Below are 15,884 nucleotides of genomic sequence, written 5' to 3'. Positions count from 1 at the left end.
CCGTGCTGACACAGCCCCGCGCCGGCCTAGAACGACAGATAGGCGCCGACGTTGAAGTTGCTGCTCTGGTTCTCGGCGCCGTCGTGGGCCTCGGTCTTCACGTCGCTGAACTCGCCGAGCAGCGTCAGGTTCGGCGTCAGCGCGTGATAGACGCCGAGCGTGTACTTGCTGTTCTTCTCGACCAGGTTCGGCACCGCGGCGGCATCGGCGGCGTTGGCGTAATCGAGCTTGGAGACGCCGTAGTTCGCGCCGATCTTGGTCTGGGCGATCGTCCAGGTGGCCTGCACGAAGTAGCCGTCGGAATCGCGCTTGTGGCCGTTGCCGTCGTCGCCGAGCACGAACAGGCCGGTGGTGCCGACGCCGCTGGCGTCGTAATAGCTGGCCAGCAGTTCGACCGGGCCGAACTTGGCCTTGCCGGTGACGTCGACGCCGAAGCTGTTGTAGTCGCCGGCGTCGTTCGGCAGCTGCTGTTTCTGGCTCAGGAAGCTGGTCGACAGGTAGTAGTCGCCGTAGGTCCACGCCAGCTTGCCGTGAAAGCCGGGCGTGCTCTCGGCCGTCGCCGTGCCCTGCAGCAGCGGCTCGACCGGATCGAAGATGCCCAGCGTCAGCGTCGCGCCGTAGAAGCTCGGCGTCGTGTAGTTCATCTGCGCCAGCGTGTCGGTGTAGATGTAACCGAAGCCGATCGAACCGAGCGAAGTATTCGACGGCGATGCGTAGTTGCCGTTGCCGGCGCCGACGCCGGGCAGCGTCATGTCGTTGATGATCGCGTCGAACTGGAACAGACCGAAGTTGCGACCGAATAGGAAGGTGCCCATGTCGGCGTTGCCGAACGTCATGAACACCTGGCGCACGTCCAGGCCAGTGGTGCCGAGCGCGGTGTTGGTCCCGCCGAGATTCGGACTGCCGCCGTCGTTGGTGCTGACGCCCGGATAGAAGCCGAAGTGCACGCCGATGTCGTAGCCGAGCTGCGTGGTGGTCACGCCGAACTTGATCGACGCCGGCAGCAGGCCGTTGCTGATCGACGAGGTGTTGTCCTCGCCGCCGGAGTCCGGCGTGCAGGCGCCGCCGACGGTGACGATCGGCGCCGGATGGCGCTCGCACGACGAATGGATGTAATGGACGTTGACGTTGCCGTTGACGGTGAAAGTCCAGTCGCCGGATTTCAGCTCGACGGCCGCAGCCTGCGCCGACGCCAGCACCGCACCGGCGCCGAGGACCCACGACAGATGAATGGTCTTGCTCATAAAACCCCCTGCTCTCCTCATGTTTGACGGATGTCGCCGCGCTGCCGGCGGGGAAGCCGGCGCGAGGTCGGAAGCCGCAGGCGCAAGCCACATGCCATTCGAAACAGCGCTGCAGCGCCTTGATGCACATGAGGTTTTTCTGAGGCCTCAGGAGAATCCCGACGACCATGCGAGCGATGACACGCGGCTGTCACGAACACGCCACGCGGCACTGTCACGGCGACGGTGCCGTGCGCGGCCGCGCGATCCGGCGCGCGCCCCCGCCGCGGAGCGCGCGCAGCTTTGGCTTGGCCGGCGACGGCGGGATGCGGGATGCGGGATGCGGGATGCGGGATGCGGGATGCGGGATGCGGGATGCGGGATGCGGGATGCGGGGCGTCATCCGCGGCGTGCGCAGACGCAGCGCCATGAGGAACGCCCGCACGCTGCCGCAGCGGGCCGCCGCGGCAGAACGTGAAGCGAACGCGAAACGCTACGTCCGGCGCAGCGTGAACGGCAGTCCGACCTGCAGGCGGCAGCCGAGGCCGCGGCCGCTGTCGACCTGCAGACGTCCGCCGAGGGCGTCGACGCGCTCGGCGAGGCCGACGATGCCGAGGCCGGCCGCACGCAAATGCACGTCGAAGCCGCGTCCGTTGTCGGCGACCAGCAGCTGCAGCGCACGCCGGCCGCGCGCATCGGGCTCGCCGAATCCGACGCGCACCGCGACGTGGCTGGCGTCGGCATGGCGCGCGACGTTGGACAGGCCCTCCTGCACGATGCGGAAGACGTGGATCGCCAGCTCGTCGGCGGCCACGTCGCAGTCCGGATCGAGCTCTGCCTGCAGCGTCCAGTCGGGACGCCGCTGCCGCCACTGACCGAGCAGCGATTCGAGACTGGCGACGAGCCCGAGCGCGTCGAGCGTCGGCGGCCGCAGGCGCTGGATCATGCGCCGGCTGATGTCGTGCACGTCACCGGCCAGCGTGCGAATGCGGCCGAGGCCGGCGCGCAGCGCGGCATCGTCGACGCGGCCCGGAGCGGCGACCAGCGTCGCCGCTTCGACCTCGATCGCCGCGACGTGCTGGCCGATCTCGTCGTGCAGCTCGCGCGCGACATAGCGCCGCTCCTCCTCCTGCACATCGAGCCGCTGCAGCAGCAGGCGCCGGTTCTGCTGGCGCATGCCGGCGAGCTGACGCGCGAGCGCCTCGACCTGTGTCAGCAGACGGCGCAGCTCCGGCGTGCCGCCGCGCGGCAGGTGCGTCTCGAACTGACCGTCGCGCAGGCGTTCAAGCGCGGCAACCGCCTGCGACAGCGGCCGCAGCGAGCGCGACAGCCAGGCGAATACCAGCAGGTTGATCGCGAAACCCATCGCGACCAGCACGACGAGCACACCACGCACGTCGCTCCAGGCTTCGTCGATCTCGTCGTCCGGCATCGGCACGATGCGCACCGCATAGCGCGCCGCGCCGTGCGTCCAGACGCGCTCGACCGCTGCCGGCGCGCCGACGATGCCGGCGGCGAACCAGTCCGGCGCCCGGCGCGGTGCACGCGGCGCGCAGTCTGCGGCCCGGCGCGCGTCGGCCCGCGGATCGGCGACGGCGATGCATAGATGGCGGCTGCCGGCATAGGCCTGCGCCCATGCGCGCAGCGCCGCGCCTGCGGCCGGGTCCGGCATGGCGTCGAGCAGGTCCAGCGTCAGATCGAGATGGCCGGCGGCGGCGCTGACGCCGGCACGCAGCTCCAGCGCGACCGAGCGACGCGCCTCGCGAATCGCCAGCACGCTGGCCAGCGACAGGCAGGCGAGCAGGATCAGGCCGATGCCGGCCGACAGCCGCCAGCGCAGATCGAGCGCGCGCAAACCGCGGCACTCGCGGCGCGGCGCCGCGACGCTCGGCGCGCTGACGCTCATGGCAGCGCCGGCAGCAGGCCGGCGGCGATCGCGATGCGCGCCAGCTCGGCACGGTTGCCGGCGCCGAGCTTGTGGCGGATCGTGGTGTTGTAGTTGGCGACGGTCTTGTCGCTGAGGCTCATCGCCAAGGCGATCTGCGCGACGGCGCGGCCCTCGGCGAGCTGGCGGAAGATCTCCAGCTCGCGCAGCGACAGGCGCGCCAGCGTCGGCGCCAGCCGCTGCGGCACGATCTCGAAGCGCGGATCGAGAAAGCGCCGGCCGGCGGCGACCGTCTCGATCGCGCCGAGCAGGGTCTCCGGACCGGAACGCTTGCACAGATAGCCGAGCGCACCGGCCTCGAATGCGCGATCGGCGATGACGCGCTCCTCGTGCATGCTGAACGCCAGCGCCCGCAGCGCCGACTGGCGCTGCCGCATGCGGTGCAGCACTTCGAGCCCGCCGATGCCGGGCAGCGACAGATCCATCACCACCACGTCGACGCCGCCTTTGAGCAGGCGGCGATAGGCCTGCGCGCCGTTCGCGGCCTCGGCCACGACGCGAATGCGCGCCTGCGTTTCGATCAGATGCCGGTAGCCGGCGCGGACCACGGCGTGGTCGTCGACGAGCAGGACCCGCACGTATTCCATGGCGTTCTCCTCCGGCCGCTTCGCGGCGGCTCGACGGCTGCGAACGGCGCGGAACGACAACGGGGCCGCCGCGTCTGGCCGGCGGCCCAGGCTCCGCTCCACGATCCGTTCGCCCCGCTCTTTTGCGTACATCGAAGCGGCGACCGCCGGCGCCGACGCGCCGGCGGTCGCAAGGCATCAGCCCTGGCCGAGGCCGACGCAGACCGACTTCGTCTCGAGGTAGTTGTTGAACACCTCGACGCCCATCTCGCGGCCCCAGCCCGACTGCTTGTAGCCGCCGAACGGTAGCGCCGCGTCGAAGATGTTGTAGCAGTTGATCCAGACGGTGCCGGCGCGCAGCTTCGTCGCCAGACGATGCGCGCGCGTGATGTTGCTGGTGTAGATGCCGGCAGCGAGACCGTAGATGGTGTCGTTGGCCTTGCGCACCAGATCGTCATCGAGTTCCTTGAAGCGCACCGCGGCGACCACCGGCCCGAAGATCTCTTCCTGATAGACCTTCATGTTCTCGTGCGCGTCGACGATCACCGTCGGCTCGACGAAGTAGCCCTGTTCGCCGAGGCGCTTGCCGCCGGCGGCGAACGTCGCGCCCTGCTCCTTGCCGGATTCGAGATAGCCGCAGACGCGGTCGAGCTGGACCTGCGAGACCAGCGGGCCCATCTGCGTCGACGGATCGAGGCCCGGACCGACCTTGAGCTTGCGCGCATACTCGGCAACACCCTCGACGACCTTGTCGTAGATCTTGTCCTGGATGAACAGGCGCGAACCGGCGCAGCAGCACTGGCCGTGATTGAAGAAGATCGCGCTGGCGGCGCCGGGGATCGCCTGCTCCAGATCGGCGTCGTCGAGGATGATGTTCGGCGACTTGCCGCCGAGCTCCAGCGTCACCTTCTTGAGATCGTTGGCGGCGGCCTTGACGATCAGCTTGCCGACTTCGGTCGAGCCGGTGAACGCGACCTTCGACACGTCGGGATGCGCGGCCAGCGGCGCACCGCAGGTCTCGCCGAAGCCGGTGATGACGTTGACGACGCCGTCCGGCACGCCGGCCTTCTGGATCAGCTCAGCGAGCTTGAGGCCCGACAGCGGCGTCTCCTCGGCGAGCTTGAGTACCACCGTGCAGCCCGAGGCAAGCACCGGGCCGAGCTTCCAGGCCGCCATCAGCAGCGGGAAGTTCCACGGAATGATCTGCGCGACGACGCCGACCGGCTCGCGGCGCGTGAAGGCGTGGTACTCGGAGCCCGGCGTGTACGGCACCGACAGCGTCAGCGAGCGGCCGTCGAGCTTGGTGCACCAGCCGGCCATGTACTGGAACAGCTCGGCGGCGAGCACCACGTCGGCGGCGCGCGCCACCGTCACCGGCTTGCCGTTGTCGAGCGATTCGATCTGCGCCAGTTCTTCCTGGTGCTCCATGATCAGCTCGCCGATCTTCCAGACGATCTTGCCGCGCTCGGCCGGCGTCATGCGCGACCATGGGCCGGACTCGAACGCGCGCTTGGCGGCGGCGACGGCGACATCGACATCCGGCTTTTCGGCGGCCGGCACGTGGGCGATGACCTGGCCGGTCGCCGGGTCCAGCACTTCGAAGCTCTTGCCGCTCTTGGCGTCGACCCACTTGCCGTCGATCAGCATGCGGCGCTTTTCGCCGATGAAGGCCTTGACGTTGGGGTGCAGCGAAACGAGGGGTGCATCTTTGGTCATCGCAAATCTCCTCACTGGGATGAAATATCGGTACGGCCTTGGGCCGTGTTCGGGGCGCCGCCGCGCGGTGCGCACGGAAGGCTGCGGGGCAAGGACCCTGCCAACCCGAAGTGCGCCTTCAGATCCATGAATGAAAAGAACTTTTCAGAACGGACCCGCGGCCGCCGCAGCCGGCTGTCACGCCCCGGGCGCAGCGCTGCGGCGCGCCGCTGTCACGGCCCTGACACAGTCGGACGACACAGCGGTGGGCAGCGCCCCGGCATTCGCATTGACGAACTTTTGCGCAGCGGAGTACGGTCACCCGCAATAGAGCCGGGGCAAGGCCTGCAGGGCCTTCGCCAGCACACCGCGACAAGACGGACCGGCAACCGCAACGGCGCCTGAGCTTTGAGGAGAGACATGGGCGAACCTGTGAACTACGTGCAGCACGCACGTGAAGTCATGACCCTGATCGACGGCTTTCCACGCATGCCGGCGCAGGTCGACAAACCGGTCGCCTATTCCTGGTTGCGCTGCGCCAAGGAACACCGCCTGCGCCCCGACGGTCCGCTCGATCCGGCGGTGGTCGAGAACCGTCATCTGCGCGAACGCCAGCAGCGTCTCGACGACCTCGTGCTGATCGCCCGTGCCGAGATGGACTCGCTCTACGAGCAGATCTCCGGTTCCGGCTACGCGCTGCTGCTGACCGACGCTTCCGGCGTCATCCTCAGCGAGAAGGTCGATCCGACGCTGCGCGACAGCTTCCGCAAGGCCGGCCTGATCGCCGGCGCCAACTGGAGCGAGCAACACGAAGGCACCAACGGCATCGGCACCTGCATCACCGAGCGGCGGCCGATCACGATCCACCGCAACGACCATTTCCGCGCCCGCCACATCGGCCTGTCGTGCTCGGCGGCGCCGATCCGCGACACCGGCGGCGAGCTGATGGCGGTGCTCGACGCTTCCTGTGTCGGCTCCGATGACAGCAAGGCCAGCCGCATGCACACCGTGGCGCTGGTCAGCATGTCGGCTCGGCTGATCGAGAAGTGCCTGTTCCTGCGCCGCTTCCGCAACCGCCGCGTGATCCGCTTCCACAGCCGTCCGGAATTCGTCAACCTGCTGCACGACGGCGCGCTGGCGCTCGACGACGACGGCCGCATCGCCGCCGCCGACGACATGGCGGTCGCGCTGCTGTCGGCCGATTGCCGCGGCGACCTGATCGGCCGGCCGCTGACCGAGATCTTCGACGTCAGCGCCCGCGAACTCGACTCCAGCCTGTCCGGCCCGCGCCAGCCGATCCTGCCGGTGCGCGACATCGAGCACGGCCGCCGCTACTACATGAGCGTGCACGCCGCGCAGCCGGAGACGCGTACGCCGCGCACCATCGCCGGCGCCGGCCAGATCATGGCGATCGAACCGGCCACGCAGACCGAGGCGCGCGCGCACACGCTCGACGAGCTGGCCGGCCACGATCCGTCGATGCAGCGCAACGTGCGTTGCGCGCAACGCATCGCGTGCTCGCGTGTGTCGGTGCTGATCCAGGGGCCGACCGGCTCCGGCAAGGAAGCGTTCGCGCGTGCGCTGCATCTCGCCAGCGAGCGCGCCGCACAGGCCTTCGTCGCCGTCAACTGCGCGGCGATCCCGGAATCGCTGATCGAGAGCGAGCTGTTCGGCTACCGGCCCGGCGCCTTCACCGGCGCGCGCAAGGAAGGCATGCGCGGCCGCATCGCGCAGTCCAGCGGCGGCACGCTGTTCCTCGACGAGATCGGCGACATGCCGCTGATGCTGCAGACGCGCCTGCTGCGCGTACTCGAAGAACAGGAAGTCACCCCGCTCGGCGGCGAGACGCCGGTCAAGGTCAACCTGCGCATCGTCAGCGCCTCGCACCGCAACCTCAAGGACATGATCGCCCGCGGCGAATTCCGCGAGGATCTCTACTACCGCCTCAACGGCATCACGATGACGCTGCCGGCGCTGCGCGAGCGCGCCGATCTCGAAGCGCTGATCCACCGCATCCTCGGCGAGGAAACGGCGCTCGGCCGCCCGGCCGGCATCGAAATGGAAGCGTTCCGCAGGCTCGCTGCGCACGACTGGCCCGGCAACGTACGCGAACTGCGCAACGTGATCCGCACGGCACTGGCGATCGCCGAGGGCGGCGTGATCCGCCTCAGCGACCTGCCATCCGACCTGCTGCAGCCACGCAGCGCGCCGTCGACCGGCACGCCGGTGACGCTCGCCAGCATCACGATCGCGACCGGCGACAGCGGCGCCGCGCCCGGCAATCCGCTGGAGCGCGCCGAGCGCGAGGCCCTGCTGCGCGCGATCGCCACCAACCGCGGCAACATGACGCACACCGCGCGGCAGCTCTGCATGAGCCGCAACACGCTCTATCGCAAGCTCAAGTCGCACGGCATCGCGCCCGAGACACTGCGCGGCGACGGACTGTCACAAGCCTGAGACAGTCGCGCGACAACTGTCGCGATTCGAGACACCACGAGCGCCGCCCTAGCGGCGCTTCTGGTTTCTGCCGATATCCTCGAAACCGCTTCACAGCGCGCTTTGCACGGCGTCGCGCCGCCCCGCGCGGCGGGCGGCGCCGGGCTGGCACGCTCGCTGCTTTAACGGTGATGCCGACGCGCCAAGCGAGCGGCCACGAGTTCCAAGCCAACGACGAAACGAGGAGATATTCAGCATGTGGACCAAACCGAGCTTCCGTGACCTGCGCTTCGGCATGGAGATCACGATGTACATCCTGAACCGCCAGGCCTGAACGCCCGGCGGTGTGGTGTCCGCGGCGCGGTCCTTGCGGGGCCGCGACGCGGATGGCCGTCGCGCCAACTCCCCCTCCCAGCGCGCGACCGCCACGGCGACTGGCCCCCTGCCCGGGCGATCCTCGGCCGGGGGTTTTTTCTGCCCACTGCCCGCGTCTTTCCGTCCCAGCCATGTCCGGCGAAACACTTACCGTCCGCGTTCTCGGTTCCGCCGCGGGCGGCGGCTTTCCGCAGTGGAACTGCAACTGCGCGATGTGCGACGGCCTGCGCCGCGGTCGCGTCCGCGCCAAGCCGCGTACGCAGTCGTCGATCGCCGTCAGCGCCGACCGCACGCACTGGCTGCTGATCAACGCCTCGCCCGACCTGCGCGCGCAGATTCTGGCGACGCCGGATCTGCAACCGGCCCGCACGCGGCGCGACAGCGGCATCGCCGCCGTGCTGCTGACCGACGCGCAGATCGACCACGTCGCCGGCCTGGCGATGCTGCGCGAAGCGACGCAGCCGCTGCCGGTCTACTGCACGAACCGCGTACGCGACGACCTGCGCTCCGGCCTGCCGATGCTGCCGCTGCTGGAGCCCTACTGCGGCAGCCGCTGGCACGAGATCCGGCCCGACGGCGAAGCCTTCGCGGTCGATGGCGTGCCCGGCATCCGCCTGCGCGCGCTGCCGCTGCACAGCAAGCCGCCGCCGTACTCGCCGCACCGCGCGCGGCCGGCGCCCGGCGACAACCTCGGCCTGCTGATCGAAAATCCGGCGAGCGGCCAGCGCCTGTTCTATGCGCCGGGCCTCGGCGTGTTCGACGAGGACATTGATGCGGCGATGCGCGCCGCCGACCTGATGCTGGTCGACGGCACCTGCTGGACCGACGACGAAATGAGCCGTCGCGGCGTTGGCCACAAGCGCGCCACCGAAATGGGCCACCTGCCGCAGAGCGGCGCCGGCGGCATGCTCGAATGGCTGCAGCGGCACCCGGACAAGCGACGCGTGCTGATTCACATCAACAACACCAACCCGATCCTCGACGAGGACAGCGCCGAGCGCGCGCAGCTGCGGCTGCTCGGCATCGAAGTCGCCGAGGACGGCATGGAGCTTTCGTTCTGACATGGCCGGATTTCCCGAACCCCGCTTCGATGCGCGCGACGATGCGCCGGGCGATGCGCCGGCGCGGTTCGCCGAGCGCCTGCGTGCGCTTGAACCGCGCTATCACATCCACCACCCGTTCCAGCGCCTGATGAACGACGGCCAGCTCGATGCCGACGCGATCCGCGGCTGGGTGCTGAACCGCTATTGCTATCAGGTGCACATCCCGATGAAGGACGCGGCACTGCTCAGCAACTGCCCGGACCGCGACGTGCGACGGCGCTGGATCCAGCGCATCCTTGATCACGACGGCGACAGCCGCGACGAAGGCGGCATCGAATGCTGGGTGCGGCTCGGCATCGCCTGCGGCCTGACGCGCGAGGAAATCGAATCGCAGCACCAGGTGCTGCCGGGCGTGCGCTTCGCGGTCGAGGCCTACGTCAACTTCGTGCGCCGCGCGTCCTGGCAGGACGGCGTCGCCTCGTCGCTGACCGAGCTGTTCGCGCCGACCATCCACCGCGAACGCCTTGCCAGCTGGCCGCAGCACTACCCCTGGATCGAACCGTCGGGACTCGACTACTTCCGCAAGCGCCTGACGCAGGCCCATCGCGACGTCGAACACGGCCTCGAACTGACGCTGTCGCACTTCCGCACGCGTGCCGCGCAGGATCGCGCGGTCGCCATCGTGCGCTTCAAGCAGGACGTGCTGTGGAGCATGCTCGACGCCATGCACCTGGCCTACGTCCACCACATGCCACCGTACGCCGCGGTGCCGGGCGTGCCGTGAATCCGATGCCACCATCCGCAACCCAAGGTGCTCCGGTGAGTCCGATCCCGATCGACGCCCATGTCCGTCTCGCGCCCGCGCTGCGCCTGCAATGGGAAGCCGCGCAGGAATGCCACGTGCTGCTCTATCCCGAAGGCATGGTGCAGCTCAATCCGTCCGCCGCCGCGATCCTCGAACTGTGCGACGGCCTGCACACCTTCCGCGACATCGTCGGCACGCTGGCCGCGCGCTTCCCGGAGGCCGGCGATCTCTCCGACGACGTCGCCGAATTCATCGACGTCGCCAGCCATCGGGGCTGGGTCCGTGTCCGCTGACGGCGCCACGGCGATCGCCGGACCGCGCTGGCTGCTCGCCGAGCTGACCTATGCCTGTCCGCTGCAGTGCCCTTACTGCAGCAACCCGCTCGACTACGCCACGCACGGCGAGGAACTCGGCACCGAGGACTGGCGCCGCGTGCTGCGCGAAGCCCGCGCGCTCGGCGCGCTGCAGCTCGGCCTGTCCGGTGGCGAGCCGCTGGTGCGGCCCGATCTCGACGCGCTGGTGCGCGAGGCGCGCACGCTGGGCTACTACAGCAACCTCATCACCTCCGGCTACGGACTCGACGACGCGCGCGTCGCGGCCCTGCGCGAAGCCGGTCTCGACCACATCCAGATCAGCTTCCAGGCGCCCGGTCAGGAACTCAACGACCGCATCGCCGGAACCCGCACCTGGGCGCACAAGGTCGACATGGCGCGCGCGGTGAAGCGGCACGGTTTCCCGATGGTGCTGTGCTTCGTCATCTACCGCGACAACATCGCGCAGATCGGCGAGATGCTGGCGCTCGCCGAGACGCTGGAAGCGGACTACGTCGAGCTGGCGACCGTCCAGTACTACGGCTGGGCGGCGCGCAACCGTGCGCGCCTGCTGCCGACACTCGAACAGGTACGCGAGGCCGAGACCGCAGTGCAGGCCTGGCGCGCGGCGCGCTCAGGCAGCGCGACCAAGGTCTACTTCGTGGTGCCCGACTACTACGAGAAGCGGCCGAAGCCGTGCATGAACGGCTGGGGCTCGGTGTTCCTGACGGTGACGCCCGACGGCCTCGCCCTGCCCTGCCACGCCGCACGCCAGCTGCCGGGTCTCGCGTTTCCGGATCTGCGCACGAGCAGCGTGCACGAAGCCTGGTACGCGTCCGATGCGTTCAACCGCTTCCGCGGCCGCGACTGGATGCGCGAGCCGTGCCGCTCGTGTCCGGAACAGGAACAGGACTTCGGCGGCTGCCGCTGCCAGGCCTATCTGTACACCGGCGATCCGGCCAACACCGACCCGGTCTGCGAGCATTCGCCGCTGCGCGGCCGCATCGACGCGGCGATCGCCGAAGCGGCCGCCACGCCGCGCGAGTTCCCGCTGCTGTTCCGCAATGCGCGCAACAGCCGTCGCGGCGCCGCCGCAAGCGGAAGCGGAGCGGGCGTCACGCCGGCGTGACAGCGCATCTCGGGAACTTCTCCCGTCGTTAGCGCGCCGGCGGCGTGCGAGGCTGCCGCATCGGCGCACAGACGCCGCAGCCACGAACGAGGAGAAGCCCATGAACCCCGCGCGCCGTCTCGCGCTCGCCTGCCCCTTGGTGCTGCTTGCCGCGCCGGCCTGCGCCGTGGCGTCGGCCGCGACCGACGCCGACCCCGCCGCCGATCCGGCGCTGCTGGCCGCGCTGCCGACCGTCTACGTGATCGGCGCGGCGCCGTTCGGCGACGACGCGCGCGACGCCGACACGCTGCCCTATCAGGCTCAGCGCGCCGACGCCGGCGCACTGATCGGCCCGCGCGCACAGAACCTCGGCGACGCGCTGCTGCGTGAGTTCGACGGCGTGCAGGTCAACGACGTGCAGGGCAATGCCTACCTCGGCGACCTGAGCTTTCGCGGCTACCGCGCCTCGCCGACGCTCGGCGCTGCGCAGGGCCTGGCGGTGTTCCTCGACGGCGTACGCGTCAACGAAGCGTTCGGCGACGTCGTCAACTGGGACCTCGTGCCGGAAGCCGCGCTCGACGACGTGCAGCTCGCGGCCGGCTCGAATCCGCTGTACGGCCAGAACGCGCTCGGCGGCGCGCTGAGACTGCGCACGCGCTCGGGCCTCGACCAGCAGGGTCTCGCGGCCGAACTCAGCGGCGGCAACGACGCACGGCGCCGCGCCGACCTCTCATACGGCTGGCGCGACGATGCCGGCTGGCATGCTTTCGTCGCCGGCACCGGCTACGCCGAGGACGGCTGGCGCGACCATTCGGCGAGCCGGCTCGGCAATGTCTTCGCCAAGGCCGGCCGTCACGGCGCGCGCGACGATGTTTCGCTGTCCGTCCTCCATGGCCGCAGCCGCCTGCTCGGCAACGGCCTGCTGCCAAGCTGGCGGCTCGAAGACGGCGCACGCGACAACGGCCTCTACGAGTCCGACCGGCGCGCCGTCTACACCTATCCGGACCGCAGCGAGAACCGCCTGACGCAGCTGACGCTGCAAGGCGAGCACCGCTACGGCGATGCCCTGCACGTCGCCGGACTCGCCTATCTGCGCCGCGGCACGCGCGACACCGTCAACGGCGACGTCGGCGAGGACTATGAGGAATACGTCGAACTGTGCGAAGACGGCTTCGCCGCCGACGGCAGTCCGCTCGACGACGGCTGCCCGTACACACGCGCCGAAGGCGCGGCGATACCGAGCGGCACGCTCAACACCACCCACGCAACACAGCGGCGTGGCGGCGGCGCGCTCAACCTCGCGGGGCGGCTCACGCGGCATCGCTGGCTGTTCGGCGCCAGCGTCGACCTCAGTGACATCGACTACGCGCAGTACGAACAGGACGGCACGATCGGCGCCGATCGCGGTGTGCGCGCGCTCGACGGCAGCGCGCGCGCGTTCTTCTCCGGCGTCTCCGGCGACACGCATGCAGTCGGCGTCTACGGCAGCGACACCTGGTCGCCGTGGTCACGCACGCACCTGACGCTATCGCTGCGCTGGGATCGCAGCACCGTCGCCAACCGCATCGAGACCAACGCCGGCGCGCAGCCGCGCGAGCGCTTCCACTACGTGCAGATCAATCCGGCGATCGGCTTCGCGCAATCGCTCGGCGACGGCTTCAAGCTGTTCGGCGGCTGGTCGCAGAACAGCCGCACCCCGACCGCGATCGAACTCGGCTGCGCCGATCCCGCGCGGCCGTGCCGCCTGCCGACCGGCCTGCAGGCCGATCCTTATCTCGATCAGGTCGTCTCCCGCACCACCGAGCTCGGCGCACGCTGGCAGCCGGGCGAGCGTTGGCGCGCGTCGCTCGCGCTGTACCGCACCGACAACCGCGACGACATCCTGTTCCTGCGCGCCGCCAGCACCCAGCAGGGCTACTTCGCCAATGTCCCGCGCACGCGCCACCAGGGCGCCGACCTCTCGCTGCGCGCCACACTCGGCGCGCTGGCACTGCGCCTCGGCTACAGCTGGCTCGATGCCCGCTACCAGGCGGCGACCACGCTGGCCTCCGGCGAACGCGACGTCGCCGTGCGCAGCGGCACGCGCATCGCCGGCCTGCCGGAACACAGCGCGCGCCTCGGCCTCGACTGGACGTTGCGCGAGAACCTCGGCGTCGGCGCCGATCTGCTCGCCTTCTCCTCGCAGCGCAGCAGCGGCAACGAGGACGGGCGCATCGACAACGAGGACGATACCCGCCACGACTGGCGCACCGCCGGCTACGCGCTCGTTGACCTGCGCGCGCACTGGCAGCCGCATCCGGCCGTGGAGCTGTACACGCGCATCGACAACCTGTTCGACCGCCGCTACGAGACCTTCGGCGCGATCGCCGCCGACCTGTTTCCGAACGGCGAGCTGCTGCAACCCCATCTCGCTGCCGGGGACGCCGCGCCGGCACGTTTCGTCGCGCCCGGCGCGCCTCGCACCTGGGTGCTCGGCCTGCGCTACCGCTACGGCGCCTGAACGCCCGCCCGCACAAGCGTCGGCCCGGCGCGCACGACAGGACAAAGTCCCGGGACACCCGCCCACCGCGGCGCCGATCCTGCAAGCGCTGCCTCTTCGTATCAGGATTCGGCCCGCCGTCACGGGCCATTTTCTTTGCGCGCCAGGCCAGCAACCCGGCACCTCGCGTCGTCAAATCCGCAGCAGAAGGCGAGCCTCAGAACTTAAGGCATCACTGTTTTCACTCGGCGTCGTTGCTCTGGCAGCAGTCTTACTTATTGCGACGGCATTTTTTGGAGCTTCACCTGTTTCACCGGCGGAGGAAATCGCAAGCGCCGGCAACCGCCCTGCATCGCAGGAGCACTGCCTGTTGCAGGAGCGGCTGCAGCAGCGGCGACTCCATCGGCAGGCGTTGGGCAAAACAGTCAGTTCAGGGAACACTGTGAGCAATGCACAACCTCGAACCCGCAAAGTTCATGTATGGTCATTCGTCGGACGCAGTGGGGTTGAGCATGACGATGATCACGGACGTCGAAGATTTTTTCGCACAGGGATGCGGCCGTTGTGAACGGTTCTCCACTCCGGACTGCTCCGTCCGCAAATGGAACGACGGCTTGAAGCGGCTTCGTGCGATTTGCACCGCAGCCGGCCTGATCGAAACGGTCAAGTGGGCACACCCCTGCTACCTGCACGCAGAACGCAACATCGCGCTTATCAGTGCGTTCCGAGGCGATTATCGAATCATCTTCTTCAATGCCGCGCTGATGCGAGACCCTGACAACGTGCTTGAGAAACAGGGGCCCAATACTCGGCACGCTGACATGATTCGCTTCGCCGATAACGCAGCAGTCGACTCCTTAGCCTCTACGATTCATGCTTACCTGAAAGAGGCAATGGCGTATGCCGAGAAGGGAATCAAACCTCCCAGAAATGAGGCAGCTATCGAATGGCCGGAAGAGCTGGCTGATGCGCTCGATTCCGATCCGGAGTTGGCGGAGGCCTTTCACAATCTGACGCCGGGCCGACAAAAAAGCTACCTGATCAATCTCAATTCCGCGAAGAAACCTGAAACCCGGATTTTGCGTCTAGCCAAATATCGGAATCATATCCTCGCCGGCAAGGGTGCTTTGGAGAGGTAAGCACACACGTTCAGCGATGTGCATCGCTCGTTCGCCGCACCGACGGGGCGTTACCGAACAGCCCATGACCGGCGACTTTTGGCCTGCTGCTCACCTTTCCGACCAAAGGCCGAACGCCGCCGCCATGCACCTGGCAACCGTTTCCGCTTTTCCGATCTGGTCGCCGTGGCATGCACTCATGCAACGCCGCGTCGCGGCGTCGAGCCCCCTACGCTGCAGCGTGTCGAGTTCCCAGGCGACGGCGCCAAAGCTGAGTGCGGCGACGCGCACCGGCTCGGCGGCCGACGCCCGCAGCGGCGAGCGCCAGCCACAGGCCGATGGCGCGGCGCAGCGCGCGCGGCGCGCACCGCATCGTCTCAGGCCTCGACGACGATGGTGGAAATCTGCAGCTGCGGCTGCAGATCGGTGTAGTTCGGCACGTCGGCGAGCACGGCGGCACCAGCCGCCGCGAACGCCGCCTCGAAACGCTCCACCGATGCGAAATACAGATGCGCGGCAGCGACGAACGGCGCTTCGCCGCCACCGCCGCCGGCGAGGCCGCGATCGGCCTCGACACGCAGCAGCCCGTGCGGCGTCAGCTGCTCGCGCACCAGCGCGATATGGCGCAGCGCGTAATAGGCATGGTCGAAACGGGCGCCGGCCCGGTTCGCATACAGCGCGGATACGCGGATCATCTCTCTCCTCCGGTTCTTGTCGTGTGCCGCTTGTGGAAGCGGACGCGCAAGACAGGTGCCACCGATGAGGCGACGCGGAATCAGC

14 protein-coding genes are annotated in these 15,884 nt (G+C 69.0%); 8 read left to right on the top strand and 6 right to left on the bottom strand.

The features are described 5' to 3' along the window. Positions 1-26 precede the first annotated feature (26 nt). From K343_RS0104500 to K343_RS0104485, 5 genes are all read right to left on the bottom strand, one after another. Positions 27-1,244, bottom strand: coding sequence for a porin (locus K343_RS0104500; RefSeq protein ID WP_028007031.1), 1,218 nt, complete (start codon positions 1,242-1,244; stop codon positions 27-29). A 214-nt stretch (positions 1,245-1,458) separates the two neighbouring features. Continuing rightward, entirely contained in the window at positions 1,459-1,653 is a 195-nt protein-coding gene (locus K343_RS24745) for a hypothetical protein (protein ID WP_161628856.1), read from the bottom strand. A 63-nt stretch (positions 1,654-1,716) separates the two neighbouring features. Continuing rightward, entirely contained in the window at positions 1,717-3,129 is a 1,413-nt protein-coding gene (locus K343_RS20975) for a histidine kinase (protein ID WP_051277946.1), read from the bottom strand. Beyond that, the gene (locus tag K343_RS0104490) at positions 3,126-3,755 is read right to left on the bottom strand and encodes a response regulator (protein WP_028007030.1); all 630 of its coding nucleotides are present in this window, start codon (positions 3,753-3,755) and stop codon (positions 3,126-3,128) included. The genes K343_RS20975 and K343_RS0104490 overlap by 4 nt, the downstream gene beginning before the upstream one ends. Before the next feature lie 177 nt (positions 3,756-3,932). Continuing rightward, positions 3,933-5,450: an aldehyde dehydrogenase family protein gene (locus K343_RS0104485; RefSeq protein WP_028007029.1), complete on the bottom strand. Its 1,518-nt coding sequence runs from the start codon at positions 5,448-5,450 to the stop codon at positions 3,933-3,935. Between the two features lie 399 nt (positions 5,451-5,849). Here K343_RS0104485 and K343_RS0104480 point away from each other — a divergent pair, with 399 nt between their 5' ends. The 8 genes from K343_RS0104480 to K343_RS23870 all read left to right on the top strand — a co-directional run bounded on the left by K343_RS0104480 (position 5,850) and on the right by K343_RS23870 (position 15,125). Further along, complete coding sequence (locus K343_RS0104480; RefSeq protein WP_028007028.1) at positions 5,850-7,886, top strand: sigma-54-dependent Fis family transcriptional regulator; 2,037 nt, start codon at positions 5,850-5,852, stop codon at positions 7,884-7,886. Between the two features lie 235 nt (positions 7,887-8,121). Beyond that, positions 8,122-8,199 carry a pyrroloquinoline quinone precursor peptide PqqA gene (gene pqqA, locus K343_RS25265; protein WP_084615702.1) on the top strand — a complete coding sequence of 26 codons (78 nt, stop codon included), beginning with the start codon at positions 8,122-8,124 and terminating at the stop codon, positions 8,197-8,199. Positions 8,200-8,371: 172 nt separating this feature from the next. Further along, entirely contained in the window at positions 8,372-9,301 is a 930-nt protein-coding gene (gene pqqB / locus K343_RS0104475; protein ID WP_028007027.1) for a pyrroloquinoline quinone biosynthesis protein PqqB, read from the top strand. Position 9,302: 1 nt separating this feature from the next. Continuing rightward, a complete protein-coding gene (gene pqqC, locus K343_RS0104470) occupies positions 9,303-10,067 on the top strand; it encodes a pyrroloquinoline-quinone synthase PqqC (protein ID WP_028007026.1) in 765 nt (254 codons plus the stop codon). Positions 10,068-10,102: 35 nt separating this feature from the next. Next, positions 10,103-10,381 (top strand): pyrroloquinoline quinone biosynthesis peptide chaperone PqqD, encoded by a 279-nt coding sequence (pqqD, locus tag K343_RS0104465; RefSeq protein WP_084615677.1) that lies wholly within the window; start codon positions 10,103-10,105, stop codon positions 10,379-10,381. After that, complete coding sequence (pqqE, locus tag K343_RS0104460) at positions 10,371-11,528, top strand: pyrroloquinoline quinone biosynthesis protein PqqE (RefSeq protein WP_028007024.1); 1,158 nt, start codon at positions 10,371-10,373, stop codon at positions 11,526-11,528. Before pqqD ends, pqqE begins: the two co-directional genes overlap by 11 nt. Before the next feature lie 100 nt (positions 11,529-11,628). Beyond that, positions 11,629-14,007, top strand: coding sequence for a TonB-dependent receptor (locus K343_RS0104455; RefSeq protein WP_028007023.1), 2,379 nt, complete (start codon positions 11,629-11,631; stop codon positions 14,005-14,007). Positions 14,008-14,504: 497 nt separating this feature from the next. Next, entirely contained in the window at positions 14,505-15,125 is a 621-nt protein-coding gene (locus tag K343_RS23870; protein WP_084615701.1) for a YdeI/OmpD-associated family protein, read from the top strand. Positions 15,126-15,481: 356 nt separating this feature from the next. On the opposite strand, the gene K343_RS24740 is transcribed toward K343_RS23870, so the two are convergent. Beyond that, positions 15,482-15,799, bottom strand: coding sequence for an EthD family reductase (locus K343_RS24740; RefSeq protein WP_028007022.1), 318 nt, complete (start codon positions 15,797-15,799; stop codon positions 15,482-15,484). Positions 15,800-15,884 lie beyond the last annotated feature (85 nt).

Origin of the sequence: Solimonas flava DSM 18980 (assembly GCF_000426685.1) — a bacterium.
GTDB classification, from domain to species: domain Bacteria; phylum Pseudomonadota; class Gammaproteobacteria; order Nevskiales; family Nevskiaceae; genus Solimonas; species Solimonas flava.
The sequence above is the reverse complement of the archived record's forward strand: the minus strand, read 5'-3'. Positions and strand labels throughout refer to the sequence as shown.

Bases quoted from the DNA above. Each gene is read 5' to 3' on its own strand.
- K343_RS0104500 (WP_028007031.1), bottom strand. From the start codon at position 1,244: ATGAGCAAGACCATTCATCTGTCGTGGGTCCTCGGCGCCGGTGCGGTG.
- K343_RS24745 (WP_161628856.1), bottom strand. From the start codon at position 1,653: ATGGCGCTGCGTCTGCGCACGCCGCGGATGACGCCCCGCATCCCGCAT.
- K343_RS20975 (WP_051277946.1), bottom strand. From the start codon at position 3,129: ATGAGCGTCAGCGCGCCGAGCGTCGCGGCGCCGCGCCGCGAGTGCCGC.
- K343_RS0104490 (WP_028007030.1), bottom strand. From the start codon at position 3,755: ATGGAATACGTGCGGGTCCTGCTCGTCGACGACCACGCCGTGGTCCGC.
- K343_RS0104485 (WP_028007029.1), bottom strand. From the start codon at position 5,450: ATGACCAAAGATGCACCCCTCGTTTCGCTGCACCCCAACGTCAAGGCC.
- K343_RS0104480 (WP_028007028.1), top strand. From the start codon at position 5,850: ATGGGCGAACCTGTGAACTACGTGCAGCACGCACGTGAAGTCATGACC.
- pqqA (WP_084615702.1), top strand. From the start codon at position 8,122: ATGTGGACCAAACCGAGCTTCCGTGACCTGCGCTTCGGCATGGAGATC.
- pqqB (WP_028007027.1), top strand. From the start codon at position 8,372: ATGTCCGGCGAAACACTTACCGTCCGCGTTCTCGGTTCCGCCGCGGGC.
- pqqC (WP_028007026.1), top strand. From the start codon at position 9,303: ATGGCCGGATTTCCCGAACCCCGCTTCGATGCGCGCGACGATGCGCCG.
- K343_RS0104455 (WP_028007023.1), top strand. From the start codon at position 11,629: ATGAACCCCGCGCGCCGTCTCGCGCTCGCCTGCCCCTTGGTGCTGCTT.
- K343_RS23870 (WP_084615701.1), top strand. From the start codon at position 14,505: ATGATCACGGACGTCGAAGATTTTTTCGCACAGGGATGCGGCCGTTGT.
- K343_RS24740 (WP_028007022.1), bottom strand. From the start codon at position 15,799: ATGATCCGCGTATCCGCGCTGTATGCGAACCGGGCCGGCGCCCGTTTC.